This window comes from Flavihumibacter sp. CACIAM 22H1 (assembly GCF_001601815.1).
In the GTDB taxonomy this organism is placed as follows: Bacteria; Bacteroidota; Bacteroidia; order Chitinophagales; family Chitinophagaceae; genus Flavihumibacter.
The window spans coordinates 1-25,261 of record NZ_LUKG01000064.1 but is presented as its reverse complement, the minus strand read 5'-3'; the positions used below and the strand labels follow the sequence as shown (position 1 = coordinate 25,261).

The 25,261-nt window shown below is 45.2% G+C and carries 23 protein-coding genes and 2 tRNA genes; 13 read left to right on the top strand and 12 right to left on the bottom strand.

What is annotated here, in order from left to right; all coding sequences use genetic code 11:
- Positions 1-60: 60 nt before the first annotated feature.
- A complete protein-coding gene (locus A1D16_RS15745) occupies positions 61-270 on the bottom strand; it encodes a helix-turn-helix transcriptional regulator (protein ID WP_290711213.1) in 210 nt (69 codons plus the stop codon).
- Between the two features lie 909 nt (positions 271-1,179).
- On the opposite strand from A1D16_RS15745, the gene A1D16_RS15740 reads away from it, so the two are divergent.
- The 6 genes from A1D16_RS15740 (at position 1,180) to A1D16_RS15715 (ending at position 5,152) form a co-directional block, all read left to right on the top strand.
- Complete coding sequence (locus tag A1D16_RS15740; RefSeq protein WP_290711211.1) at positions 1,180-1,533, top strand: hypothetical protein; 354 nt, start codon at positions 1,180-1,182, stop codon at positions 1,531-1,533.
- On the top strand, positions 1,530-2,522 hold the full coding sequence (locus A1D16_RS15735; RefSeq protein ID WP_290711209.1) for a site-specific integrase: 993 nt from the start codon (positions 1,530-1,532) through the stop codon (positions 2,520-2,522). Before A1D16_RS15740 ends, A1D16_RS15735 begins: the two co-directional genes overlap by 4 nt.
- 177 nt (positions 2,523-2,699) lie before the next feature.
- Positions 2,700-3,473, top strand: coding sequence for a DUF6577 family protein (locus A1D16_RS15730; RefSeq protein WP_290711207.1), 774 nt, complete (start codon positions 2,700-2,702; stop codon positions 3,471-3,473).
- A complete protein-coding gene (locus A1D16_RS15725; RefSeq protein WP_290711205.1) occupies positions 3,470-4,078 on the top strand; it encodes a nucleotidyl transferase AbiEii/AbiGii toxin family protein in 609 nt (202 codons plus the stop codon). The genes A1D16_RS15730 and A1D16_RS15725 overlap by 4 nt, the downstream gene beginning before the upstream one ends.
- Positions 4,024-4,533: a hypothetical protein gene (locus A1D16_RS15720; protein WP_290711203.1), complete on the top strand. Its 510-nt coding sequence runs from the start codon at positions 4,024-4,026 to the stop codon at positions 4,531-4,533. Before A1D16_RS15725 ends, A1D16_RS15720 begins: the two co-directional genes overlap by 55 nt.
- Positions 4,534-4,588: 55 nt before the next feature.
- Entirely contained in the window at positions 4,589-5,152 is a 564-nt protein-coding gene (locus A1D16_RS15715) for a barstar family protein (protein ID WP_290711201.1), read from the top strand.
- A 387-nt stretch (positions 5,153-5,539) separates the two neighbouring features.
- Here A1D16_RS15715 and A1D16_RS15710 read toward each other — a convergent pair.
- Positions 5,540-5,613, bottom strand: a tRNA-Asn gene (locus tag A1D16_RS15710).
- A gap of 194 nt (positions 5,614-5,807) precedes the next feature.
- Here A1D16_RS15710 and A1D16_RS15705 point away from each other — a divergent pair.
- Entirely contained in the window at positions 5,808-6,857 is a 1,050-nt protein-coding gene (locus tag A1D16_RS15705) for a zinc-binding alcohol dehydrogenase family protein (protein ID WP_290711199.1), read from the top strand.
- On the opposite strand, the gene A1D16_RS15700 is transcribed toward A1D16_RS15705, so the two are convergent.
- The 6 genes from A1D16_RS15700 to A1D16_RS15675 all read right to left on the bottom strand — a co-directional run bounded on the left by A1D16_RS15700 (position 6,858) and on the right by A1D16_RS15675 (position 12,920).
- Positions 6,858-8,528, bottom strand: a complete 1,671-nt coding sequence (locus tag A1D16_RS15700) for a glycosyltransferase family 39 protein (protein WP_290711197.1) — start codon at positions 8,526-8,528, stop codon at positions 6,858-6,860.
- A gap of 24 nt (positions 8,529-8,552) precedes the next feature.
- The gene (locus A1D16_RS15695) at positions 8,553-9,158 is read right to left on the bottom strand and encodes a phosphatase PAP2 family protein (protein WP_290711195.1); all 606 of its coding nucleotides are present in this window, start codon (positions 9,156-9,158) and stop codon (positions 8,553-8,555) included.
- A gap of 103 nt (positions 9,159-9,261) precedes the next feature.
- Positions 9,262-9,624 carry a Rieske 2Fe-2S domain-containing protein gene (locus A1D16_RS15690; protein ID WP_290711193.1) on the bottom strand — a complete coding sequence of 121 codons (363 nt, stop codon included), beginning with the start codon at positions 9,622-9,624 and terminating at the stop codon, positions 9,262-9,264.
- Positions 9,625-9,646: 22 nt separating this feature from the next.
- On the bottom strand, positions 9,647-10,864 hold the full coding sequence (gene hflX, locus A1D16_RS15685) for a GTPase HflX (RefSeq protein WP_290711191.1): 1,218 nt from the start codon (positions 10,862-10,864) through the stop codon (positions 9,647-9,649).
- An 87-nt stretch (positions 10,865-10,951) separates the two neighbouring features.
- Complete coding sequence (locus A1D16_RS15680; RefSeq protein ID WP_290711189.1) at positions 10,952-11,731, bottom strand: outer membrane beta-barrel protein; 780 nt, start codon at positions 11,729-11,731, stop codon at positions 10,952-10,954.
- Positions 11,732-11,876: 145 nt separating this feature from the next.
- Positions 11,877-12,920, bottom strand: coding sequence for a Gfo/Idh/MocA family oxidoreductase (locus A1D16_RS15675; protein ID WP_290711187.1), 1,044 nt, complete (start codon positions 12,918-12,920; stop codon positions 11,877-11,879).
- A 79-nt stretch (positions 12,921-12,999) separates the two neighbouring features.
- On the opposite strand from A1D16_RS15675, the gene A1D16_RS15670 reads away from it, so the two are divergent.
- Positions 13,000-14,508 (top strand): sulfatase, encoded by a 1,509-nt coding sequence (locus tag A1D16_RS15670; RefSeq protein WP_290711184.1) that lies wholly within the window; start codon positions 13,000-13,002, stop codon positions 14,506-14,508.
- Here A1D16_RS15670 and A1D16_RS15665 read toward each other — a convergent pair.
- From A1D16_RS15665 to A1D16_RS15655, 3 genes are read right to left on the bottom strand one after another with little or no spacing between them, the layout of a single operon-like run.
- Positions 14,465-14,992 carry a GNAT family N-acetyltransferase gene (locus tag A1D16_RS15665; RefSeq protein WP_290711182.1) on the bottom strand — a complete coding sequence of 176 codons (528 nt, stop codon included), beginning with the start codon at positions 14,990-14,992 and terminating at the stop codon, positions 14,465-14,467. The two genes, A1D16_RS15670 and A1D16_RS15665, sit on opposite strands and share 44 nt — an antisense overlap.
- Positions 14,993-14,997: 5 nt before the next feature.
- Positions 14,998-15,624 (bottom strand): class I SAM-dependent methyltransferase, encoded by a 627-nt coding sequence (locus tag A1D16_RS15660; protein ID WP_290711180.1) that lies wholly within the window; start codon positions 15,622-15,624, stop codon positions 14,998-15,000.
- 34 nt (positions 15,625-15,658) lie between these two features.
- The gene (locus A1D16_RS15655) at positions 15,659-16,393 is read right to left on the bottom strand and encodes a YoaK family protein (RefSeq protein ID WP_290711178.1); all 735 of its coding nucleotides are present in this window, start codon (positions 16,391-16,393) and stop codon (positions 15,659-15,661) included.
- A 113-nt stretch (positions 16,394-16,506) separates the two neighbouring features.
- Between A1D16_RS15655 and A1D16_RS15650 the strand changes: the two genes are divergently transcribed.
- Positions 16,507-18,369 carry a tetratricopeptide repeat-containing sensor histidine kinase gene (locus A1D16_RS15650; RefSeq protein WP_290711176.1) on the top strand — a complete coding sequence of 621 codons (1,863 nt, stop codon included), beginning with the start codon at positions 16,507-16,509 and terminating at the stop codon, positions 18,367-18,369.
- Between the two features lie 56 nt (positions 18,370-18,425).
- Here the strand turns inward: A1D16_RS15650 and A1D16_RS15645 are convergent.
- Positions 18,426-18,499 (bottom strand) — tRNA-Ile (locus tag A1D16_RS15645).
- 153 nt (positions 18,500-18,652) lie between these two features.
- Between A1D16_RS15645 and A1D16_RS15640 the strand changes: the two genes are divergently transcribed.
- The 4 genes from A1D16_RS15640 to A1D16_RS15625 form a co-directional block, all read left to right on the top strand.
- Entirely contained in the window at positions 18,653-19,237 is a 585-nt protein-coding gene (locus A1D16_RS15640; RefSeq protein ID WP_290711174.1) for an RNA polymerase sigma-70 factor, read from the top strand.
- Between the two features lie 107 nt (positions 19,238-19,344).
- Positions 19,345-20,448: a FecR domain-containing protein gene (locus tag A1D16_RS15635; protein WP_290711172.1), complete on the top strand. Its 1,104-nt coding sequence runs from the start codon at positions 19,345-19,347 to the stop codon at positions 20,446-20,448.
- 144 nt (positions 20,449-20,592) lie between these two features.
- Complete coding sequence (locus A1D16_RS15630; protein ID WP_290711170.1) at positions 20,593-24,024, top strand: TonB-dependent receptor; 3,432 nt, start codon at positions 20,593-20,595, stop codon at positions 24,022-24,024.
- A 43-nt stretch (positions 24,025-24,067) separates the two neighbouring features.
- A partial coding sequence (locus A1D16_RS15625) for a RagB/SusD family nutrient uptake outer membrane protein (protein WP_290711168.1) occupies positions 24,068-25,261 on the top strand: 1,194 nt, incomplete at its 3' end.

Below are 25,261 nucleotides of genomic sequence, written 5' to 3'. Positions count from 1 at the left end.
TGCCTTTTTTCATTAGTATCCCGGCTAATTTTCCATTATAATATACTCCGGCTTTACGCATCAATTAATCTTTTTTACTTGTACCACAATTTCCAACCCGAGAATATCTGCCAGTTTAAGTAATGTTTCTAATGAGGGATTGCTCGATCCCGCTTCGACTGAATGAATTGTTTTTGTTGCAACGCCACTCATTTCAGCAAGATCTTCCTGCCGTAGATTTAGTGACTCTCTACGACTCCTAATTGTTTTTGCAATTTCAGAATGGTTCATCTGTAGTATATTACCGATTCGCCTAAAATTAAATCTATTTATTAAAAATACCAGTTAAATATGTAATAAACTACATTTTGAAAGGCGAAGAATAGCAATCTTTGGGCGAATAAAGAAAGAGGAATGCGGAAGTGAGGTACTATATATTAGTAAATATTTGTCCACCTTTACGAAGCAATTCCCGGTCAATGGCGTAAAAGGTGATGGGTTTGTTCTGGCTGTAATACCGTTTGATTAGGTCATTGAGTTTGGTGACCGTTTCGGCTATTTTCTGATTGATTTCGAAGTAAAAAAAAGCGTGGGGGCTACCCAGGCGTTGAACTGACCACTCCATTCCTTCGCACCAACTTTTCGGGGCATCTGGATGGGGTAATACCGGGGAGATTCTCCCTGGAGTATTATGCTCAGGTGGATCGGGTAAAGCCCGTTTTTATTGGTCTTTCTCCGCCAATTGTGCATTACTTAACTGTCGGTATCCGCATCTCTTCCCCTGGTTCATCCTCAGGTTCTCCTCTGAATTTATTCAGTTTGAACATGAAAATGTGTAAATAAAAGTGTAAATAAACTAGCGGGAATCAGCGTGTTTTGACGGGAATGTGAAAAATAAAAAACCCGCGTCCAGCTAGGCGTGACGCAGGTTTGATGCTTTTGAGACTTGTTAATTCTTGTAGTTTGCTCCCCCTGCTGGACTTGAACCAGCGACCCTCTGATTAACAGCTGCGAAAATGCCTTAATCAGGTCCAATGGGGTTAACTTGGCTTAACTTAACTATTTAAATATCAATCGTTTAATGTTTTTTGGCTAATTTGGTTGAAGCCCTCTAAAGGCCCTTCAACGGGTTTTTGCTGGCAAATTGTTGGCAAATTTTGGATGTCGGAGAGCCATTTGTGAACCTGAAAAATTAGTCAAATGTCATTGAGTATTTCAATTGTCCTGGACAACCGCCGGGCTAAAAAAACGGGTAAGTTTCCGGTGAAGTTGCTGGCAATTTTTAACCGTGAACCGCAGCGTTATCAGACGATTTACGACTTAAGCGAAGAGGAATTCAAAAATTTGTCTGCAAAGAAAAAATCAGAGGGTCTCCTTAAAGTCTCCGAGGAACTCAGACAACTACAGCGGAGGGCCGAGGAAGTAGGTGAAGGTCTCCGAACATTTACGTTTGCTGCGTTCGAGAAAGCATTCATATTAAATAATCCTTCTTTTCACCAGCGGAAAGCCATCAAGGAAATAGCTGCGCTTGAAAACCTCCCTTTGAGCAAGTGACGTACGATAACCGTTTTCCTATTTTCCGGTTGCCTAAACCCGAACCCGATACAATTCTTTCTGTGTTTTTATTTTATATCAGCAAGCTTCTAAATGAGCAAGGTATTCGTACAGCCGCGCACTATCAAACAAAGTACAATGTCCTTGCCCGCTTCAGCGGCAATGTTCGTTTCGTTGATATCGATGTCCTCTATCTTAAGCGCTTTGAAGTCTGGATGTTGGAACAAAACTACTCCAAAACGACCGTGGGTATCTACACCCGCTGTCTACGTGCTCTATTTAACGAAGCGATATTCCAGGGAATTATTAAGAGGGAAAGCTATCCATTTGGCCGCCGGTTATATCAGCCGCCATCTTCGAGGAATATCAAGAAGGCGCTCACCCTGGAAGATGTAAGTAAGATATATAACTACATCCCGGAAAATAAGCAAGAGCGAAAGGCGAAAGACTTTTGGCTGTTTTCGTATTTCGCCAATGGAATCAACCCAACAGATATCATGAACCTCAAGTGCAAAAATATTGAGGGCGAGTACCTTGTATTCGAGCGGGCGAAGACGGTTAACTCCACCCGGCTGGATCCCCGGCCAATAACGGTCTTCATATCTGACGATATGCGGAAGATCATTGACTTTTGGGGTAACAAGAACAAAGATCCGGAGAATTACATCTTTCCCTGGATGGAGCATAATATAACCCCATTACGCAAGGTGGAACTATGCGAGTTGTTTGTATATTCTATCAACCACTGGATGTTTAAGATCGGCAAAAAGGTCGGCATCGAGAAAAAGGTGTCTACCTACGTTGCCAGGCATACTTTCTCGTCGATCATGAAACGGTCGGGGGTCAGTACCGAGTTTATCCAGGAGTCGCTTGGTCATACCAGCATGAAGACGACTGAAAGTTACCTGGATAGTTTTGAGAAGTCGATCAAAAAGGAATATTCGCAAAAGTTGGTGGCTTTTAAGGATGACCGTTCACTTATAAAGTGAATAATTGATGTGTGAATTATATGCAATTCCATATAATCTATTCAAAATCAATCAATTTATGTGTAAATACATATAACAATTAAGGTTTTAGTATCAAGACAGATTTCTAATATTAACCAAAATTCTAAAAAAGTGGCTTTTATTAGTATTTCTAATTCAAGCCAAAAATAATAAAAAATGGCTTATATTTGCAATGTGGCAGAAAATTACATTTACAGAAAACTAAAAGACGAGTATAAAGCACATCCAGTTTTCAACCGGGATGAACTGTTAAGCTTTTTTCATCAGTATGAACCCGACTTAGCTGAGGCTACTTTCACTTGGCGTGTCTATGATCTGAAAAAGCGAAATATTATCCGGGATGTAAAAAAAGGAGTATATGCACTCAATAATCAGCAGGCGTTCGAGCCGGCATTAAATGATACCATCAAATCGATCAGCAAACTGGTCGAAAAACAATTCGATCCTAATTTCTATAACATTTGGGATACCATCTGGTTGAATGAATTTATTGAATTACAGGCTACCACGTCAATGATCGTCCTGGAAGTGGAGAAAGGCTTCATGGATAGCGTATTCTTTTTTCTGAAAGATGAAGGGTTTATAGATGTTTTTGTTAAGCCGGATACGGGTCTCATAGAAAAATATGCTTCGGAGGCTCAACACCCTGTTATCATTAAGCCATTTCTAAGCAGGCCCCCCGTTCAATTGATCGGGGGAGTAAAAGTTCCATCGCTTGAAAAAATACTCGTAGATATTTACAGCGATGACCACATTTATTATGCCTTCCAGGGAAGTCAATTAAAACAGATATACCGGAATGCAGTAGCAAAGTATTCTCTTAATTTTTCAACGTTGTTCAATTATGCCAAAAGAAGAAACCGGGAGGATGAAATAAAAAGCCTTCTCCTTACCGTAGTGGACAATGATTTAAAAAGCATCATAGAATGATATTGACGGAATCGTTTACAAAAGATTGGATACACTCACACCGGCAACGGGAGGGCTTTGAAAAAATTAACCCTCCCTTGGTGGAGAAAATGATCCATGCCCTTGCTTTAGTAGAAGCGTTAGCAGCCTCGAAGCTTGATTTTGTATTCAAAGGCGGGACTTCCTTGATACTATTGATGCCAGCCGCTGGCCGGTTTTCTATCGATATCGACATTATTACCCAAGCCACGAGAAGTGAGATAGAGAGCGTACTTAAAGAAATTTGCAACAAGCAGCCTTTTACATCCTTCAAACTAAATGAACAGAGAAGTTATAAGCCAGGTATTCCCAAGGCCCACTACTCATTAATTTATACTTCCGGATTAACGGAAAAGGAAGATCATATCCTGCTGGATATACTATTTGATGAACATACATATCCTTCGTTACTGGAAATGCCTGTCGTTGGGGAATGGATTCGTACAAACGCGCAATCGATATTTGTTAAGGTACCTACTCATGAATCGATTACTGGCGATAAACTGACAGCATTCGCGCCAATACTACGGGTGTGCCTTACAATCAGGGAAAAGAGCTGGAAATTGTCAAGCAGTTATTTGATTTAGGCCGGTTGTTCCATGTAGCGCAAAATATTGAAACAGTAAAAGCCTCTTTTGATAAAACCGTTCAAAAGGAAATTATCTACAGAGTTAGTAGGTGTAGCAGAGAAGATGTGCTGGAGGATATCATTCAAACTGGCCTGCTGATAGCTAAACGGGAAAAGAATAAAACTGAGCCACATTTGTCTAATTATAATGAAATCCAAAGAGGGCTTCTTCAATTTAAACCATATCAGATGGGGTCTTTTTTCAGGATTGAGGAAGCTATTGTTTCATCTGCTAAGGCCGCATTGATGGCAGCCAGAATAAAATCTGGGTCTAATGAGTCGGTTGACGGTTTCCGCGCTGAGTATAATAAACAGGATTACCTGATTCAAAACCCGGAATACACATACTTAAACAAATTACAACCTGAAGCCTTGTTTTACTGGTATAAAACCTTGCAGATACTTTCGGTTTGAAATTTAAAGAGATGCCTATTTATAATATTTCTTGCGAATCTTAAACTAAAACTCAGTGGTAGATTTACTTCCGTATATAGTTGGAAAAATTGAAAGACTCAAACTTAAACATGAAGTACATTCATTTGATTCTGGAGCAATAATGGTTGATTTTTGGGTAGGCCAATGCTTCTACGTTGTGCAAATTGACAACGACACAATTGGAATTAGTCTGGTTACGGAAGAAACGACTCCCTTTGATGTTATCCCTGACTATTCGTTTAAAAATTCCAAGGATTTTAAGACTGCATTCGAAAAAGTTTTTCATGATCAATTTGATAAGAAGGTCATTATTATAAAAGGGGACAGCTTTTCAAGTTTTGAGGGATTTTATGATGAAGTGGATACTGTGCTAACAAAGAATTTGAATTGGAAAACGGGCCACAACCTGGACGCATTTAATGATCTTTTACGTGGCGGATTTGGTGTTCATGAATATGAAGAGCCTATTACTTTGATTTGGGAGAATAGCCATAAAAGCAAGGCTGAGTTAAATATGATTCGTAATGAGCGAACTATTTATGAAATTTTAGTTGACATAATAAAAAGCCATGCGCATATTGATTTCATCGAAAGATGATTTAACTATAGTATGATGGATGCATTTACCATAGAGGTCGGAAGAAATTTGCCAACAATTAAAGATCTGCAGGAAATTTTACAGTCCTATAAAGTCGTGAAATTTAATTATTCGTGATTATTTTCTGTAGTCAGAACTTTTCAAAAAACAATCCTATAGTAAGTGCCTACTAAGTAAAAGCGAACCTATAATCTTTGAATTTCACAGGACAAAACTTTTCGCACATTGTACTAACCCAACTGAAGGAATAAACGATCCTAAAAGAGAAAAATGGTATCTTAGTAAATAGATTAGTTCTTTAAATCTCCGAACCACTCCTGCTGGCAAATTGTTGGCAAAAAACAAAAAAGGCCGCTTACGCGACCTTTTAAATGATTGATTACCAAGCTCCCCCTGCTGGACTTGAACCAGCGACCCTCTGATTAACAGTCAGATGCTCTAACCAACTGAGCTAAGGAGGAATTTGCCCTTTTTAACCGGACCGGTTTCCCTTTTGGGGAGTGCAAAAATAGGGATTTTTGTATTGGAACAAAATTTTTACCAGGAATTTTCACCCTGAATTTCAATTGACCAGGAGAATTTTCTATCACTAAGCGGCATTTTCAGCAAATGCCCCCTCCCATATTCTAAGTAGTTTGCATATCAATCAGATAGGATGAATAAAACGCTCATTTGCACCCAACCCGGACAATTCCATTACCGCACCGACAAACTGGAAAATAACCACCCGCCGGCAGCAGAACAGGAGCCAACCGCCCTGCTCCGTGTACGCCAGGTAGGTATCTGCGGTACCGACCTGCACGCTTTTGAAGGTACCCAGCCTTTTTTTCAATACCCCCGTATTCTCGGCCATGAAATCTGCGCAGAAATAGTAACACTCGATACGCCCGACCCATCGGGCAATTTTCAACCCGGCCAACTGGTTACCCTGGTACCCTATTTCAGCTGCGGCTCCTGTATCGCCTGCCGCCGGGGTAAACCTAACTGCTGCAGCTCCATAAAGGTTTTTGGCGTCCATATCGACGGCGGACTCCGCCAGTTTATCCGTGTTCCTATTTCCTCACTGGTAAACGGAAAAGGAATGAACCCCGACCAGCTTGCCCTGGTAGAACCCCTGGCCATCGGCGCACATGCCGTGCGAAGGGCTGAACTACTGGCAGGCGAATTTGTGCTGGTAATGGGGGCCGGACCAATTGGCCTGGGACTAATGGAAATGGCCCGGTTACGCGGCGCTGAAATCATAGCACAGGATGTTAACCCTGCCCGACTCGATTTCTGCCGCCGTCAATTAGGGATTGCACATACCATTAATCCCGCAGTCGAAAACCCGGTAGAGAAACTAAAAGACCTTACCAATGGCGATATGCCTACCGCTGTTTTTGATGCCACCGGTTACCTGGGAGCCATCGAAAAAGGCATCGACTTCCTGGCGCACGGCGGCAGGTATGTACTGGTTGGCCTGCAAAAACAGGCGTTTTCATTTTCACACCCCGAATTTCATAAACGGGAATCCACCCTCATGAGCAGCCGCAATGCTACCCGCGAAGATTTTGAATGGGTAACCGAATCGCTCCTGCAACAAAAAATTAATCCGGCTACCTATATAACGCACCGGATCGCTTTTGATGACCTGGCAGCGGAGTTTGCCTCCCTGCTTAACCCCGCTACCGGCGTTATTAAAGCCATGGTGGAAATGCCCGCCTGATTACTCGCTCCTTACTTCCAGGAGGTACCGGTAATCCAGGTACCGGGGCCGTTTATGCGGCAGCAGAAACCCTATTTTAAGCTTTGAAATTGGATAATGGGCAAAGCTGTCGATCACATCCACGGCCGCTTTTTCGGATAGCAGACTGTCCATTTGCTGGCGCGATGTATACAACAGAACCGGTTTTTTCTTTGCAATGGCAAGCAGGTTTGCCCGCTCGGTATAAAGTACCGGCGCAGCCGAATAGAAATCCAAAGAATAAGAATAGGGGTTAATGGTATAAATGGCTTCACCCTTGCGGTGCTGATTCAACCAGCCTGCTGCCTGCTCGCCCGACTGGTACCGAAGTATAGCCGGGTAGAAATAAATGTTCAGAAAACCATAGAGTGTACATGCCGCCAGGCTGGTGCTTAGGATGAGGCGTTGTAACTGGCCGACACCAAATTTGGCCGACCGGGTCCAGAGCAGGATCCAACCGGCTGTCATGGCCAGCAGATATACCAGGGGGCGGAAATTAGTAGCATACATCAGCGCCCAGAGGCCAACACAGCCTGCCAGCAGTAGCAGGCTGATACCCATTTGCACGCGGCTGAATCGGTTCAGCCATTTTTCACCGGTCTTTAACTGGCAGAGCCAGTTTGCTGTAAGGATGGCAAAAAACGGGAATACGATGTTCATATAATGTGGTAGCTGAAAGCGGGAGGCGGAAAAAAGCAGGAAGCAGCTCAACGAAATGCCGGTTAGCACCCATTCCCCTTTTTCGCGCCGGAAAAGCGCCCGCAGCCGGTCGGCCAGGCTGCTATACAGGAGGATAGACCAGGGTAAAAAAGCCCATAATAGGGTGTGGAGGAAAAAAAAGGGATCGCCCTTGCCTTTGATAGGGCCGGTATTGAGGAAGCGGCCAAACTGGCTGTCCCAGAAGAAAAAACGAATCCCTGAAACGCCGGTACGTCCAAATACCAGTTTCTCGGGATGCCGGTCAAATTGCAGGTAAAGGCAGATCAGTTCCGGTAGAATAAACAAACCGGTTAATCCCAGTGCGAACCACCAGCCCGGGTTTGTCAACGCTTCTTTTAATTGCCCGTTGATCCACCAGTGCAACAAAAATCCAGCTACCACTGGTATCAAAATAAAGATGCCCTTAGTCATAATGGCGGCAGCCATAAACAAGGCACCTATCCACCACCCGTGCCATCCCTTTGAGCAGCGCCAGTGGTAAACAGCGCCGGCAAACAGGCCGGTTAGATAGGGTTCGGCGCGTACATCATTATTAGAAATAACCAGGTGCAGGGCGGTCAGGTAAATCAGCAGGGCAACCTGTGCAACCGGTTCGGAATACAGGCGGCGCGCCAGGCGGTAGGTATACCATCCGCCCATGGCCCAGAAGAACAGGGCCGGAAGCTTGTAAGCTATGGCGTTAATGCCGAACACCGAATAACTGGCGGCTGTCATCCAAAATGGGAAATGGGGCTTATCGAGCCAGTCGCGATTATGCGCGTATAAGTTAATCCAGTCGCCCGACTCTGCCATTCGTTTAGCGATGCCCGCATACAAAGCGCCATCGGGCTCCAGAATGCTGCTGTGTAAACCCAGGAGATTCACTAAAACTCCACCGGCTGCCAGGGCTATAAACCAATTTCTCCAGAGAGGGGAGGAGGTTAGTTGCTGCATCACAAAAATTTTCCGGATTAAGAATCAGGGAAGGGGAACGGTATCAGGATGGCTCATTCTTTTTTTACGGTTGTCCCAGAACTCAAATAGTTTGGCCATGGCGGTTCCAATAAATATACCCAATAATCCACCACCGAGGATATCTATGGGGTAGTGTTTGCCCACATATACCTGCGCATAGCCGATTAAAAAAGCCCAGAGAAAAAGCCAGTACCAACGCTGGCCCTTAATCAGGTAAATGGCCCAGTACCAAAAGCTGGCCAGGGCAAAATGATTGCTGGCATGCGAAGATGGGAAACCGTACTTGCCTCCACAGCCCACCAGGGAGCGTACCATACCCTCCAGTTCATCTTCATAACAGGGCCGTTCACGGGCAAAAAAAGGTTTAAAGATTGAGGCGCTGGAATAATCAGCTAACCCGAAACTGGCCACGGTTAAAACAATAAATGCCAGCATTTTTGTGGGTGCATTTTTCCAGATCCAGTATAACATAAAACCATAAAAAGGAATCCAAAGCTTGGCTTCGCGCATACCCAGCATAAAATGATCCATGAAATTGGATACACCAACCCGTTGAATCAGTTTAAGAACAGAATAATCCAGTTGAATGATTTCTTCGGTCCAGCTCATGTGTGTAGTTTACTGAGCGAAATTGATCGCCCAATGTTAGTAAACTACAATGCCAGTATTACCAAAGTTTTAATTCTGCATTAGAAATGGGTTAGAGTTTTGCTTATAGGTCAGGGGGTGCCGGACCGGTAAAAGGAAGACCGAGGTAAAGGCCGTCGGGCCTTTCTTCCACAGGCCAGTGCCGGAGGCGATACCCCTCGCCCGAAACATTGTGCCCTGTGGAAATGCTGAACCGGTAGCGGTGAAGCGGGCAAACAACATTGCCCAGGGCATCTATAAAACCGTCGGATAAAAGACCGCTGGCATGCGGACATTTATAAGCAAAGGCAAATAGCCGGTTTTTATAGCGGCCAATACAAATAGGGCGTCCATCCCAGGCTGCCAAAGCAATCTGGTTGGGCCCAAATTCCAGTTCGGAAGCAGCGCCGGCCAGCTTTACCCAGTTATACAAACGTTGGTATTCCATATCAGCGCAACTTTACCGGTCATTATTCCTGCCCCTCATCCTGTTGTTCAAAACTTCCGAAAAACTCGGTTTTATAGGGATAGCGCTCGCGGTACAGTTTCCTTACTTTACTGAGTATGGTGGCCCGCAGCCCTTCCAGGTTCCGTCGTTCAACGGCCGAAATAAATACACAGTTCCCGAGGGTGCTGTTTTCCCAACGCTCCCGCAGTTCTTCCAGGATCTGGGTTTTAACCTCGGGTTCCAGCCAATCATCAAAGGTGTTTTTCTCGTATTGGTCGAGTTTGTTAAAGATGGTGATCATGGGTTTTTCCGTCACTTTCAGTTCCTGCAGGGTTTTGTTGACCACGTTAAACTGATCCTCGTATTGCGGATGCGAAAGGTCTACCACATGTAATAAAATATCTGCTTCACGCACTTCATCGAGCGTGCTTTTAAAACTTTCTACCAGGTGATGCGGCAGTTTGCGGATAAAACCTACCGTATCACTCAGCAAAAAGGGGGTAGTGTCAAAAACCACTTTACGGGTAGTGGTATCGAGGGTGGCAAATAGTTTGTTTTCTGCAAATACTTCGCTTTTGCTGAGCAGGTTCATAATGGTGCTCTTGCCCACATTGGTATATCCTACCAGTGCTACACGAATAAATTCTCCCCGGTCTTTTCGCTGGGTAAAAGACTGCTTGTCGATTTCGCTTAAGCGTTTCCGCAAAAGAGCGATTTTTTCTTTAACGATCCGGCGGTCGGTTTCAATCTCCGTTTCCCCGGGACCCCGGGTACCGATACCACCACCCTGGCGTTCGAGGTGTTTCCACATACCTTTTAAACGCGGCAACAGGTATTGATACTGCGCCAGCTCTACCTGGGTTTTAGCCTGCGCTGTTTTGGCACGGCGGGCAAAAATATCCAGGATCAGATCCGACCGGTCAATGGTTTTAACCCCCAATGCTTTTTCAATATTGGTGATCTGTGAACCGGTTAATTCATCGTCAAATATGACCAGGTTGATATTCCGACCACTTATATACTCCTTAATTTCTTCCAGCTTGCCCTTTCCTACAAAAGTTTTGGAATCGGGGTGTGCCAGTTTTTGGGTAAATCGTTTAACGGCTTCTGCCCCGGCTGTTTCCGCCAGGAAGGCCAGCTCATCGAGGTATTCACGCACCTGTTGGTCTGTCTGGTCTTTCTGAACCACACCTACCAGCACGGTTCGTTCATTTTCTGCTATCTGTTTTTTTTCTATCAAATTTTCTTCAATTGTAATTTTCAGCGATCGGCAAAATTAGCATAAAAAAAGCGGGCCAACCGACCCGCTTCCTGAATGCTTTTGCTATTATAAGCCACTGATGGTTAAACCAACCGATACCGGGTGTACTGGTGGTCCCTGGTTATCCTTAATAAGGGTATTGATCTGGTAGGCGCCATAAATTCCAAAGGGCCCATAACTGATCCTTGCCGTAGCAGCCAGGCGCAGGCTGTTAAAATATCGTTTGGAATTGATCTTTTCCACGTAATTGTTCAGGGTATTGCCCGATTTATTCTGCCAGTTTTTACCCTTGGTATGGGCATTGAGCATGGTACCAACTTTGGCGCCCAGGGCAAATTTCCAGCTTTTATTCGTGTTTTCGGGGTTTGCCGCAAAACGTAATTCAACCGGTACCTCGGCCCAAACATTTACCAACTTGTACTTTTTAAAGTGGTTGGTATCGGCCAGGTTCTGGAAGGCCAGGGTTTGACTGGTACCGGCAATATCTACTTTGTGTTTGTCGAAAAACACGTTGCTGGATCCAATTCCCACACCAATACCTACGCTGAAACGGGGATCTACCTTAAAGGGGAAATCCATCATCAGGTAGATATTCAGGTGGCGGCCAATTCCTTTCAGGCGAATAGAATCGGGCACCTGGCTCCAGGTATCATACCCCATTTGTATCATGAAATGATCATTGGCACGGTTGGCCAGTTTCACTTTGCTCCAGTCTTTTTTTGGTTTGGCCACTTTTTCACTGGCTTTGGAAGCCGGTTCAGTAACGGATGCGGCACTGCTATCTGTCTGGGCCTGGGCAGCCAGGGTTAATAGGATCGCAGACAGGATGGCGGTAAGTTTTCTCATATTCGGTTGATAAAGCGCAAATCTATCGGATGGGCTGCATGCACCCTCCCTTCACGTTGTTAATGTTATAAAAAAACCGCAAAGCAGCAACCCGCTGCCAGGGCGAGCGCAAAAATAGGGCTTTTCCGCTTGTCCGGCTGCCTGATCAGACCGGTACCACTCTTTTTTCTTTATGGCTGAGCTGGGCGGCATCCAGGATAGTCATGGTTTTGATAGCATCCGTAACCGGCACCGGGTTAGGGGCCCCTTTTACCAGTGTATTGTATACATCGGTATAGAATTCCATATAATTGCCGGGGGCAGACGTAGTTTCCTGGCGCAGTACCTGCCCGTTTACCAGGCTATGCAATAAGCCATCTGGCTTCGAAGGCGCCGGGCACCAGCTTTCTACCGAGGGTACCGTTCCTTTTAACAACTCTGCTTCCTGTAGGTCGGACCTTTCCTGCATAAAAGTTCCGTTCATGCCCTGTAGCACAAAAGCAATAACGGTTTCACGCGCAACTACTGTTCCCTTCAAACGAACCCGCATACGCGGATAAAACAGGAGCAGTTCAAAATAATCATTGCTTTCTACCTGGTCTCTCAGGGTCATAATATCTGCAAAAACCGCCTGTGGCCAGCCAAAGAGCTGCAGGGTTTGGTCGGTCAGGTGTGATCCCAGGTCATGCAGGATACCCGCGCCTGGCAAATTTTTCTCCTTGTGTGCCTTACCGCTTGGTTCGGTTCGATAACGATCGTACCGGAATTCTACTTCCCTTATTTCTCCCAGCAGGCCTTTTTCTACCACGTTCTTAATGGCCCTGTAATCGCCGTCGTAGCGGCGGTTTTGATATACGATCAGGTGCAGGTTCTTATCCTTTGCCAGCTGATCAAGCGCTACGGCTTCAGCGGCATTGGTGGTAACCGGCTTTTCCACCACCACGTGTTTGCCGGCTTCCAGGGCCAGCTTTGTAAAATCATAATGCGTTTGGGTGGGCGTATTGACAACTATTAATTCGATGCTGTCATCCGACAGCAGGTCTTCAAAGGAGCGAACCAGTTTACTATGCCCATACCGGGCTCTTGAATCCTGGTTATGACGTTCAACGATTGCCGTTAGTTCAAACCCGGGGTGATTATCGAGAAAAGGGGCATGAAATAATTTACCGCTCATGCCAAAGGAACAGATGCCTGTATTGATTACTCTCATACCCGCTAAAATACACCCTTCCTTCCAAAGCTCTGCCATTTGGAATTAATGCCTATCTTTTTAGCGCCAAAACAAGGTTATGAAACAGCTTTTTTTACTATGCCTGAGCAGCCTGATGGTAGCAGCTGTGCCGGCCCAGGAAAAATTAAACGTAGTATTTATTCTGACGGACGACCACCGGCACGATGCCATGGGATTTACCGGAAGAATTCCCTGGCTTGAAACACCAAATATGGACCTGATGGCAAAGCAGGGGGTGTGGGTTAAAAATGCCACGGTTACCACTGCCTTATGTTCTCCTTCCAGGGCGTCGATTTTAACCGGACAATATGCACATACGCATACCGTGGTGGATAATTTTTCGCCACTTCCGAAAAACCTGCGCTTTTTCCCCGAATACCTGCAGCAGGCCGGGTATCAAACCGGGTTCTTTGGAAAATGGCATATGGGCCACCAGGGAGATCAGCCCCAGAAAGGCTTTCATCATTGGGAAAGTTTTACCGGGCAGGGTGTTTATTTTAACCCCCGCTTAAACATTAATGGCAAACATACCCAGTATACAGACAGTACCTATATAACCGATTTATTAACCGAGCATGCAGTTGAATGGATTAAGCAACAAAAAAAAGGACAGCCATTTTTTGCATATATCTCACATAAAGGGGTACACGATGAATTTATGCCTGCTCCCCGGCACCGTGGCAGGTATGCCAACCGCCCCATACCTTACCCCTCTACCATTAACCTAACGGCGAAAGCAGGCAGTAAGATCTTTGGTGATACCAATTTGTTGCCACTGGCACACCGGGCGGCAGCGGATCCATCGTACAACGTAGCCGATATTCCCCGCTGGGTATGGGCACAGCGCAATAGCTGGCATGGGGTGGATTTTATGTACAATGGACGGGTTTGGTTCGATGAGTTTTATCGCCGTTACTGCGAAACCCTGCTGGCAGTGGATGAAAGCATTGGCCGCATTTTGCAAACGCTGAAAGAAACCGGGCAGGATAAAAATACCATCCTGGTATATATGGGCGATAACGGTTTTCTGATGGGCGAACACGGGCTGATCGATAAACGAAATATGTACGAAGAAAGCCAGAAAGTTCCATTGCTGGTGTATGCGCCTGCTCATATAAAAGGCGGACAAATACTGGATGCGGTTATCCAGAACATTGATATTGCACCTACCGTATTGGACATTGCCCGCGTCAAAAAACCTGCCCAAATGCAGGGCAGTTCTTTCCTGCCTTTATTGAAAGGAGCTAAAATTGCCTGGCGCAGTAAAGCCTTTTACGAATACTACTGGGAATATTCTTTTCCACAAACGCCCACCACTTTTGGCGTCCGGGATGGCAGGTATAAATTCATCTATTATCCGGGTATTTGGGACCTGGGCGAATTATTTGACCTGGAAACAGACCCGGAAGAAAAGAAAAACCTGTGGCGCCACCCCGATCACCAGGAAACGGCACAACGGTTGCGGAAAGAACTATGGGACTGGCTGGAACAAACCGGCGGTATGCAGATTCCACTAAAAAGAATTACAGAGAAGCGGGGCGATTACGGGATGCATGGATTGTATTGATCATATCATAATTGGCGCCTTCCCAGTCGAAAAATCCCTTGATGCGAAAACCATTAGAAAGGTAAAAATTTACCGCCCTGATATTGCTGCATTGAACACCTCCCCATAAAATCATGCGATGAATGCCTTCATCGGCCAGGTAGGGCAGCGCCTGGTGCAACAAGGCCTTACCCAATCCTTGTCCCTGGCGAGAGTCGGACAGCACGGGTGCATAAGATACATCCGAGCTGGTAAGGGATATGCCATACCCCTGGTACCGTTCCCGTTCCCAGGGGAACGCCCCTTTCAGAAAAACCTGGTAGCCGATCAGCGAGCCGGCCTCTTCGGAAATAAGTACCAGGTAAACAGGGTCTGCAATATGCCGGGCAATTGCTGCCATATCCATGGAATGAGGCGCATATAGTTTTTTGGTAGCTGCCTGCAGGGTTTCGTAAAAAGAAGCTATTGCAGCAATGTCCTGATCCGTGGCTTTTCGTGTATGCATGAACCTTACTTAAATTGAAATACCATACTTATTATCCGGGGTAGTTCCTGGTTGTCTTCATCAAACCATTCTTCCAGTTCCTGCAAGCAAAAACCGTTCTTATTGGCGGCTTTAAAAAACTCGGAAATATGGTGGTTGAAACAGGTAAGCTCCTGCCGGCCTTCATTGGTTTCAAAACGGGCTTTCGTACCGATGTATTGTTTAAAGGGATGCAGTTCCCCGATATATACCAGCGCTCCTGTACGCATTACCATGCTGAGTTTGGAAAAAATATCCTGAAGGTCTTCGATGTGCTCCAGCACCAGGCTAAAGGTAGCCAGGTCATAACTACCTGTGGTAAAGTCCCAGTCCCTGGTAATATCTGCCTGCACAAAATGCACCTGGGAACTGGTAATTTTTTCTTTTGCTTTGGCCAGCATTCCCGCCGACAGGTCCACCGCAGTTATTTCCGCCGCCTTAATGAGCAGCCATTCGGTATTTTTCCCGGTTCCACAGCCGATTTCAAGGCATTTTTCAAAACGGTGTTCTTTTAATGCGGAGCGCAGGCTGATGGCTTCCAGGTCGCGGGTTCGGTTTTTATTGGTATCGTATTGGGCCGACCATTGATCATAGGCAGTGCCGATGTTAGACATGTCGAATGCTTTTGGTGAAGTTCCTTATTTCTGGTTATTCCTGTTGCCGGGATTTTATTTTCCGGGCATACAGCAGGAGGCGGATTTTAAGGGTATCGTAGATAAGTCCGCCAATTAATACCAGGCTTCCTGCTACCAAAATTCCGATGCCGTACTGCTTAAAACTGATTCCGCCGGCTATTCCACCCAGGAAAAAAAAGCTGATAATGGTTAAACGCAGGCGGATCGAAGCATTCAGTTTTTTACGTTGTTCTGCTTTAGGATAGAAAAACAGCTGCGATAACTCAATGCCCAGGTCGGTAAAAAGACCGGTAAGATGGGTTGTTCGAACAGTGGCATTGGAAATAGAAGTAACCAGCGAATTTTGCATACCCATTGCAAAGAGCAGGATATAGGCCAGCAAATTGGGCTGGTTAGAAATCAATTGCGGGCCGCTGAAGGCGGCCAACGCCAGCAGGATGGCTTCTATCAGCACCGGAACTACAAATACATTGGCTTCTTTTTTACGGGATATAAGTTCCACCAGCAGATTGGAAAAAAAGGCGCCCGCCAGGAAAAACAGGATATACAGGAAATAAGCAAGTCCTTCCCATAATTTCCATCGCAGCACTTCCTCCATAAAATAGGCGAAATGCCCGGTAACATTGGTGGTAAGTTGTTGAATGGAAAGAAATCCAACGACGTTCACCAGTCCGGCTACAAAGGAGAGCAGCGAAGCGATGGCTAAATTGTGTTTAAGGGTTCTGGCTTTACCCCGGTGTCTGAACATGGGGGCAAATTTCTGTTTTTTTGTCGGCTTGGTGGCCGGATATTGCCTGCTTTGGTTAAAAATTCGTACCTTATTAAAGGTTGTGTTCCCCCTCAATACAAAAGACAGGCTATATGAAAAGTGCATTTTTATTTGCATTTTTTTGGACGAATTTGTGCGGATTCAGTCAGGAGCCGGATACCAATTCATTAAAAGCGTTGATCCATCATGCCATTTGCCTTTATCCGGATAAGACAGATTCTGTTCAGTATTATGCCAGCTATATTGCAACGGTTTCTGAAAAAAAATCATTCAACTATGGAAAAACCTATAGTAACCGGTTAAAAGGAACCTATCATCGGTTCAATGATAATTTTGATTCGGCTATTATTTATTACCAAAAATTCAGGGCCGACGGTATCAAGTACCAGATACCGGAGGCAAAATGGCTCGGCACTATTGATGTGGCCGATGTGTATATGAACATAGGGCAATATGAATACGCGAAGAATATTTATTTTTCCGTACTTAAGCTCACTGATTCAATTGTTACCAACCGGCGAGAATTTGGCCATTTATACAATGCTATTGCGGGGGCTTATCAATACATGGCACTTTATGACAGTGCAAAGTACTACTACCTTAAAGCAATTGAGAGTGATGCTTATTCCAATGATACCATACGGATTGCCGAGCGGAAATCCAATTTGTCGGAAGTATTGATGTTCCAGGGAAATTACCGCGACGCGGAGACCTATCTGAAAGAAAGTTTTGTCTTTAACCGTAGAAATAACCTGGTAGATGCCTTGGGCTATAATTACCTGAACCTGGGAAGACTATACCTGTTAAAAGGGGATTTTAAAAATTCTGAAAATTATTATCGAACAGGGCTGGTACATGCCCGGCTGACTACCTTAAAATTTAAACAGGCAGATGCCTTAAATGGACTGTCCGCGCTGTACAAGTCTACGAATAACTTTAAAAAAGCATTGGAGTATAAACTAAAGGCAGATTCTGTATACTGGCGATCAGCTAATGAAATAAAAGCCCAGAATTTTAAGGCGATGGAAGAACGCCATAACAAGTTGAAGAAGGAACAGGAAAATTATGAGCTTTACCTGTCGCTCGAAAATGAATCGGAAAACCGGCGCGAGCTGATACTGGTGGTAAATGCATTGGTATTGTTTGTTATACTGCTGGGTATTGCCTATTACGGCAATGCCAAAAAGAAAAAACTATTGAGCGCTAAAAACGATATCATCAGCCAGCAGAATGAACAGTTGAGTAAGCTTAATGAAGAAAAAAACATGCTGATCGGTTACCTAAGTCACGACCTGGCCACTCCATTGGTGAACATATTATTGTGCACCCGCTCAATGGCGGAGGAATTCAAAAAAAATCCGGCTACGGAAAAGAGCAGGAGGATTTTAAAAAATATGGAAGAAACAGCCGAGTCGGGGTATGGATTTATACGAAAAGTACTAACGGTAGAATCGGGAGAATACCGTTTGAGCAAGATTAGTTCGGAGCAGGTGGACGTGGCTGCATTTGCGGATAAAATCAAACAACATTTTTCTGAATCCTTTGAGCAAAAGAATCTGCGATTAATTATTGAACTGGGTAAAGAGGCCAATTTTTTTCATTCGGATGAAAACCGGGTAATGCGGATTGTGGAGAATCTCTTGTCCAATGCATATAAGTTTTCTGAACCGGGAAAAAGAGTATGGTTTTCGATCCGGAAAGAGCAGGCAGGCACCGTTCTGCAGGTAAGGGATGAGGGACCGGGCATAGCTCAGGCGGAGCAGCATAAATTGTTTCAGCCCTATACCAAGTTATCGAATAAGCCAACAGGCGAGGAGGGGAGTAATGGGTTGGGACTGTTTATTGTTAAACGCCTGGCAGATGAAATGGGGGCCCGTTTAGAACTGAAATCGGAGCAAGGGGCAGGTACCATTTTTTCGTTGATAATACCTACGGTTAATATGCATGCCGGCTGAGCAAGCAGTTCTTACAATCAAAAAGGCATCCAAACGGATGCCTTTTTGATTGTAAGTGGGCCCTGCCGGGCTCGAACCAGCGACCCTCTGATTATGAGTCAGATGCTCTAACCGACTGAGCTAAGGGCCCTTCCTCTTACGAGGCGCCACCCCAAATTGGTTTGGCAGGCCGCAAAAATATAAAAACCCCGGCGAATTGCCAGCTCCGGAAAAAAATATTCCGCGACTGATTCAATATTGTACATTTATGATTGGATTTTGCTATTAACTGCGGCTACACACCATGATTGCTCCTGCCAGAATACAATACCTGAAGGAACGCATTTCGCGTTTTAATGACCAACAGGCCTATAGGGAACTCTATCTGGCATTTTATCCGCCACTGCTGCATTTTGCCGGCGGCTTTATTAAATCAAGGCAATCGGCCGAAGAAATTGTTTCGGACGTGTTTATCAATATCTGGGAAAAAAGAAACCGCCTGGAACATGTCAGCAACCTTAAGCTCTACCTCTATACCGCTACCAGGAATACGGCCATCAATTATATTACCCGCCATAATAAGGTAATGATCACCGATCTGAGCGAATTGCCGATCGAAATCCAGTCGCTCCAATACGACCCGGAACGCATGATGATTACCGCCGAAATGAAAAAAATGATTCAGTTGGCAGTAAACAGCCTGCCCGCCCGCTGTAAGCTTATTTTTAAGCTCGTTAAAGAAGATGAGCTCAAATACCGGGAAGTGGCAGAATTATTAAAGGTTTCTATCAAAACCGTTGAAACCCAGATGAGTATAGCACTTAAGCGAATTGCTGAAGCCATCCGTTTCGATCCCAAAAAATCCCTGCCAACCGGCAAAGGTTCCTGATATACTGGTACCTGCCGGGTAAATCGAAAAGCAGGCTGAAAATTTTTTTTCGGGTAATTTCAGGGTGCCGGCCAGTTTTCCTTGTCTTATAGACTCACACTTCATTCATGCAAGACAGGATCTGGGAAATTGTTGCCAAAAAACTCGCCGGTGAAGCCAGCGTACACGAGCTGGAAGAGCTGGAGGAAATCCTGCGTGCAAATCCTGAATTACATTACCCCCTGCAAACTATTTCGGATCTCTGGTTCCATCCGTCTTCCATCAAAGAAGATACCCAGGAAGCATTTAATCGTCACCTGGAACGGATGAAAGCCCATGGAATTGAGATGGATTTGGTTGAAAATGAAGAACTTATCACATTGGAGGAGACCCGCTCCCGCTTCGCCTGGCTAAAATGGATGTCGGCCGCCTGCCTCCTTCTGCTGGCGGGCTGGTATTTTTTTCTAAAAGATTCTTCCGGTTCCGGCAGCAATCAGGGCCATTCCCTTGCCCTTAATAGTGAGGTGTCTACCAAAAACGGCTCGCGCTCCAAAGTAATGTTGCCCGATGGTACCCAGGTTTGGCTGAACGCCGGTTCCAAATTAACCTATGGAAAGGATTTTGGCGCCAGCTTGCGGGAAGTGTCCCTTACCGGGGAAGCTTATTTTGACGTGGTGAAAGATTCCTCCCGGCCATTTTTAATTCATGCCCGGAATGTAGACATCAAGGTATTGGGTACGGCCTTTAACGTAAAATCCTACCCGGGCGATAAAACCACCGAAACCAGCCTCATCAGGGGCAGCGTGGAGGTTCAGATCAAGAACCGCCCCAAAGAAAAGATAATACTGAAGCCGAACGAAAAACTGGTGGTAGCAGTAGATTCTGACAGCCTGGTTGCCCAACCCAGCCAGCCCAGGATGGGGAACACTATGCGCTTAGCGCCCCAGGTAGTATTGGACCAGGTTAATTACCACGAAAAAGAACACGTGATCGTAGAAACCTCCTGGGTAGAAAATATTTTGATTTTTGATGAGGAAACATTTGCCGAACTGGCTCCCAAGCTGGAAAGATGGTATGGTATCAAAATCAAATTCACTTCACCGGAAATTCAAAACATTCGACTAACCGGGTCTTTTAAGGGCGAATCTCTGCAAACTGCCCTGAAAGGGCTTAAAATAACTGCCAACTTCAACTACGATATAAAAAACGATACTGTTATTATCTCACCTTAAACATATAAAAAACGATTGCATATGATGCCCGATTCCACTTGAATAAAAACGGGAAATGCGCCAACATTTCCCGCAGGATACAAATGATGCTATCAACGCTCGACTGTTGATAAACCAGTTTATGTAACCCTAATTGCTCAATGTATGAAAAAAACTTCATATGGTGGCACGCCTATGCGCCAACCATTACTGCTAAAGTTTTTCCGAATTATGAAATTGACTGCTCTGTTTATGCTGGTGTGTGCCCTTCAGGTTTCAGCAGGGGTGTTTTCCCAAACAAGGGTGAGTCTGAAAATGGATGGCGTTAATATCAAAAAAGCGCTTTCGACGATTGAACGCAAATCCAGCTATCGTTTTTTGTATAATCTTGCTTTATTCAGTGAAAACAATAAAGTAAACATCAATACCACCAATGAAGAGGTATTGAAAGTGGTAGACCGGCTCCTCGAGAATACGGATCTTACCTACGAGGTACTGGATAATTACCTGGTAGTGATCAAGTTTAAAGGAGTGGAGTTCCAGCAGCAACGGGTAACCGGTAGGGTTACCAATGCAGCCGGCGAACCCCTGCCGGGTGCTTCCATTAAAGTAAAAGGTGCAACGGGCGGTACCTCTGCCGATGCTGAGGGCAATTTTGCCATTTCAGTACCGGCCAATGCCACCCTTATTATTTCCAGCATCGGTTACGACGACCAGGAAATTGCCGTGGGTGACAGAACCACCCTTTCCGTGGTTATGCAACCTTCTACCAAACTACAGGATGAAGTAGTGGTAATCGGTTATGGAACTGCTTCCAAAAGAGACCTTACCGGTTCTGTTGCCAAAGTAAAAGGCGAGGTGGTTGCAAACCAGCCCAACACCAACCCGCTTTCCTCCCTGCAGGCTAAAGTAGCCGGTTTGTCGGTTATCAATAATGCTGTACCCGGCAGTACCCCCGATGTGCGGATCCGGGGTACCATCAGTATCGGAACGGTTAAGCCCGTGTATATCATCGACGGTATCTTTAGTGATAATATGGACTTTGTAAACCCCAATGAAATTGAAAGCATTGAGGTACTGAAAGATCCATCTTCACTGGCGGTATTCGGTATCAGGGGAGCAGCCGGCGCTATATTGGTAACTACCAAAAAAGCAAAAGCCGGACAAACTAATGTAAGCTTCAATACGGTTTATGGTGTCAAAAACCTGGTAGATAAAATTCAGCTGGCCAATGGAAACCAATTCCGCCAACTGGCTACATTCGAAGCCAATAACCGCGTACAGGACGATGCGTCTGATAATTCATACCTGAATTTCGTGAATGATGTGGGTGGACCGGGTATGTCTGCATTTACCGGTAATACCGACTGGATTGATGCGGTTACCCGTACTGCCGGATTTACTACCAATAACCTGAGCATTGACGGTAGTTCTGAAAAAAACCGTTTTCACCTGGGCCTCGGTTATACATTCGATGAAGGATTGGTGAAGCACGTGAAATATGAGCGGATGAGCTTTAACCTGAGCGATGAATATAAAATCAGCAAAACCTTCAAAGTAGGAGTAAACATTATCGGTTCCAGGGAAAACCTGCCGTACAATAGCAATGCGCTGGAAAATGCCCGGAGAGCCCTTCCGATTATTTCTTCTAACACAAAACGGATCTTTACCAAAGACCCCTACTCTGCAGAAGATTCTGGTTTCTTCAACCTCTATTCGCATGTTCCCATCATCCAGAACTCAGAAACCAACCCATTGGCTACCCTGAATAATGAGTGGGATAAAAGAAGAGATATCCGCTACCGGTATGTAGGAAGTGCCTTTATTGATATCAATATCACGAAAGACCTGAATTTCCGCAGTACCTGGTATGCGAACATCAGCAACAGGGATGAAAGAACCTATACCCCCCTGTTTAACCTGTATGACCCAACCCGCCCAGAAGACAACCAGGTGATTCCAAGGAATAACCTTACCGCGGTAGGAAATAATAAAGAAGAAACCCGTTCTTTCCAGCAGGATTACATCGCCACCTATAAGAAAAACCTGGGCGATCATTCCTTTACAGCAACAGCTGGTTTCACTACATTCTATAATTATTACTCTTTCCTGCAAACCAATATTAACCAGAAAGAACTGGGGGTAAATATTATCCCTAATAACGACCGGTTCTGGTATATCAACTCAGGATTTGGAGATTTGTCCACACGTACCTCTTTCTCCCGGCAGAATGAATTTGCTACCGTATCCGGTTTGGCCAGGTTGCTGTATAACTACCAGCGTAAATACTTCCTGACAGCCAGCTTCCGCAGAGACGGATCCAGCCAGATTAACCGGGTGTATAACAATAAATGGCAGAATTTCTGGGCCGTAGGTGCCGCTTGGGAAGTAACCAATGAAAAATTCATGGAAAACCAGTCGATTTTCGACTACCTGAAACTGAAAGCTTCTACTGGTGTACTGGGTAATTTCAATACCACCCTGGCATATCCTGCTTATCCGTTCATTAACAGTAATTCTTCTGCTGTATTTGGAACTACACTGGAACCGGTATTTACGGAAGAATTCCTCGTTGATCCGGGACTGAGATGGGAAACCGTTAAATCTACCGAAATCGGTTTGGAGGCAGACATGTTGAATCGTCGCCTGCACTTTGAAGCCAACTATTACGATAAGAAAACCGAAGACCTGTTGATGGAGGTTCGCTACCCGGGTTTACTGCCTTCTCTTCGCAACGGTGGTAGTATCCGCAACAATGGCTTCGAGTTTGTACTGGGTTGGGAACAGCGCTTTAATAATAACCTTAGCCTGAACGTTACCGGTAACCTCACCACCTACAACAATAAGGTACTGCAGATGGAAACCAGGTACCGTACCCTCTCCAGCAGCGAACAAACTGCCAGCCAGGTAGAGGAAGGGTTTCCTATGGGTTATTTTTACGGGTTAGTGGTGGAAGGTGTTTACCAGTCTTACCGCGATATCCTGCTTTCCCCGGATAATACCATTAATGGGGGCAATGCTCGTCCGGGCGACCTGAAGTATAAAGATATTAACGGCGATGGTGTAATTACTGATGCTGACCGTACGAATATCGGTAACCCTACACCTGACTTTACCTATGGTGTAACCACCAGTCTCCGGTTCAAAGGCCTGGATGCCTCCATTGATCTGGCAGGTGTATACGGCAATGAAATTTACCGGGTTTGGGGAACTTCCGAACAGAAGAACTCTGTGTACAACTACCCGGCTAATTACATGCAAGGCTGGACAGAAGCCGGTAGCTCCAACTTTATTCCCATCGTAAATGCTGCCCACCTTATAAACCGGGCACCCTCTACCTATGGAGTAGAAGACGGAAGTTATTTCCGGATCAGAAATGTTTCGATCGGCTACAGTTTTACCGGTATCAATAAAAAAATCAGGGCCATTAAAAGTTTGCGGGTATACACCTCCATACAGAACCTGAAAACCTGGAAAAACAACCTCGGTTACTCACCAGAGTTTTCGGGTGATGCAACGTTCTGGGGTGTGGATTATGGAAGTGCTACCAGTGCATTGCCAAGAATTATCAGTGCAGGATTGACTGCTAACTTTTAAGTAAGTACCTATTATTTCATTTTTAAAGGATTTTATCATGAATATGCGTAAACAATTAGTGCCATTGGTAGTGATTTGTACGCTGCCTTTTGTAATGAGTTGTGAGAAATTCCTGGATCGTAAACCGCTGCAGGCGACCATTGAAGATATTCCGGGAGCCTTAGACGGGCAGGCGAAAGGATTGTATGGAGCTATTCGAAACTCAGCCAGTGAACCTTATGTAGGCGATGGACTGCAGAATATTCCCTGGATTGCCATGAACGGGTTTCGTTCAGACGATGCGGAAATTGTGGCGGATCCCGGGGCATCGGCCTGGCGGCAGACCTACGACAATTTCCAGTATACCAAAGACGATTGGGGGGCCGGCCTCTATTGGGACAAACATTATGTAATGATTGGTTTGTGTAACAGCGTATTGCTGACAGCAGATGCCAATAATTTTACAGATGAACGTTCCATGATAAACCGTGCCGAAGCCAGGTTCTTCCGGGCCTACACCTATTTTGATATGGTTCGGACCTTTGGTGATATTCCGATTATTGATTTTGTTATCACCAAACCAACCGACAACGAAGTAGAAAAATCGCCGGCTGCCATGGTTTGGAGTTTTATTGATGAAGACCTGGCTTTTGCAGAACAATACCTGCCGGTAACCTGGGAATCAAAATATGCCGGCCGTTTAACAAAAGGGGCAGCCAAAGCTCTTCGGGCCAAGGCATTGCTTTATAATAACCAGTGGGCGCAGGCACTTGGCTTGCTGAAAGAAGTGATTAATGCTGAATCAGCCGCAGGTTATGGATTGTTGAATGACTATTGGAGAGTATTTAAAGAAGAAGGTGAACTGAGCGCTGAATCGGTATTTGAAATACAGGCTTCCAAAACTTCGGGCGATGGTAATATTTACTGGAGTCGCCTGGGCCAGTCGCAGGGCATCCGGGGTTCTGGTACCTGGGATCTTGGCTGGGGTTGGAATACACCTACACAAGCATTGGTTGATGCCTATGAAGACGGCGATAAAAGGAAAGATGCTACGATTCTTTATTCAAACCAGTCAGATGGGGGTGTAAATACCGGTGGTTATGGATTAACCCTGCCGAATCTTTCCAATGCCAAATACTGGAATAAAAAAGTCTACAACCGTTACGAACGTTATCTGCAAGCTGGTTTGGGAACACCCAATAACGAAGCGCAGAATACCTGGATCAACCACCGCGTTATCCGTTATGCGGATGTATTA

Coding starts and splice junctions, on each gene's coding strand:
- A1D16_RS15745 (WP_290711213.1), bottom strand. CDS start 270: ATGAACCATTCTGAAATTGCAAAAACAATTAGGAGTCGTAGAGAGTCA.
- A1D16_RS15740 (WP_290711211.1), top strand. CDS start 1,180: ATGTCATTGAGTATTTCAATTGTCCTGGACAACCGCCGGGCTAAAAAA.
- A1D16_RS15730 (WP_290711207.1), top strand. CDS start 2,700: ATGGCTTATATTTGCAATGTGGCAGAAAATTACATTTACAGAAAACTA.
- A1D16_RS15725 (WP_290711205.1), top strand. CDS start 3,470: ATGATATTGACGGAATCGTTTACAAAAGATTGGATACACTCACACCGG.
- A1D16_RS15705 (WP_290711199.1), top strand. CDS start 5,808: ATGAATAAAACGCTCATTTGCACCCAACCCGGACAATTCCATTACCGC.
- A1D16_RS15700 (WP_290711197.1), bottom strand. CDS start 8,528: ATGCAGCAACTAACCTCCTCCCCTCTCTGGAGAAATTGGTTTATAGCC.
- A1D16_RS15695 (WP_290711195.1), bottom strand. CDS start 9,158: ATGAGCTGGACCGAAGAAATCATTCAACTGGATTATTCTGTTCTTAAA.
- A1D16_RS15690 (WP_290711193.1), bottom strand. CDS start 9,624: ATGGAATACCAACGTTTGTATAACTGGGTAAAGCTGGCCGGCGCTGCT.
- A1D16_RS15680 (WP_290711189.1), bottom strand. CDS start 11,731: ATGAGAAAACTTACCGCCATCCTGTCTGCGATCCTATTAACCCTGGCT.
- A1D16_RS15675 (WP_290711187.1), bottom strand. CDS start 12,920: ATGAGAGTAATCAATACAGGCATCTGTTCCTTTGGCATGAGCGGTAAA.
- A1D16_RS15670 (WP_290711184.1), top strand. CDS start 13,000: ATGAAACAGCTTTTTTTACTATGCCTGAGCAGCCTGATGGTAGCAGCT.
- A1D16_RS15665 (WP_290711182.1), bottom strand. CDS start 14,992: ATGCATACACGAAAAGCCACGGATCAGGACATTGCTGCAATAGCTTCT.
- A1D16_RS15660 (WP_290711180.1), bottom strand. CDS start 15,624: ATGTCTAACATCGGCACTGCCTATGATCAATGGTCGGCCCAATACGAT.
- A1D16_RS15655 (WP_290711178.1), bottom strand. CDS start 16,393: ATGTTCAGACACCGGGGTAAAGCCAGAACCCTTAAACACAATTTAGCC.
- A1D16_RS15650 (WP_290711176.1), top strand. CDS start 16,507: ATGAAAAGTGCATTTTTATTTGCATTTTTTTGGACGAATTTGTGCGGA.
- A1D16_RS15640 (WP_290711174.1), top strand. CDS start 18,653: ATGATTGCTCCTGCCAGAATACAATACCTGAAGGAACGCATTTCGCGT.
- A1D16_RS15635 (WP_290711172.1), top strand. CDS start 19,345: ATGCAAGACAGGATCTGGGAAATTGTTGCCAAAAAACTCGCCGGTGAA.
- A1D16_RS15630 (WP_290711170.1), top strand. CDS start 20,593: ATGAAAAAAACTTCATATGGTGGCACGCCTATGCGCCAACCATTACTG.